The organism is Mesorhizobium sp. WSM4871, from assembly GCF_055811295.1.
In genome coordinates this window covers 1-304 of the sequence record NZ_JBVVPU010000071.1, presented here as the reverse complement: position 1 = coordinate 304, position 304 = coordinate 1, and the positions used below count along the sequence as shown (strand labels likewise).

General features: G+C 64.1%; 1 pseudogene. It reads right to left on the bottom strand.

From position 1 onward, the window contains the following. Positions 1–74 precede the first annotated feature (74 nt). A pseudogene (locus tag AC0L2H_RS32560) lies at positions 75–233 on the bottom strand (transposase); the annotation flags it as partial. Positions 234–304: the final 71 nt, after the last annotated feature.

The following is a 304-nucleotide window of genomic DNA, read 5'->3' as shown; positions in this document are numbered from 1 at the left end:
ACCCCATCGCAGCGATCACCGCCTCCGAAGCCGACATCCACCCCCACGGTCGGCATAATCCGGACATCGGCATAATGCACCCAGCAGCGCTGGTGCTTGGTGCCGGGAAGCAGCTCGTCGAGAGCCTTCCAGAAGCCAAGTGCACCGTCGCCAACGGCGATCTCGGGCGCGATCTGCAAGCCACGCCGCTTGACGTCGACCAGCAGCTCGCGCCAGCTCTGTGCGCTGTCTCGTCGCGGCGCTTGAAGGTGTCTGCGGGAACCAGGAGCACCAGGGCGCCAGTCCATTGCTTTTTGAATTCCTC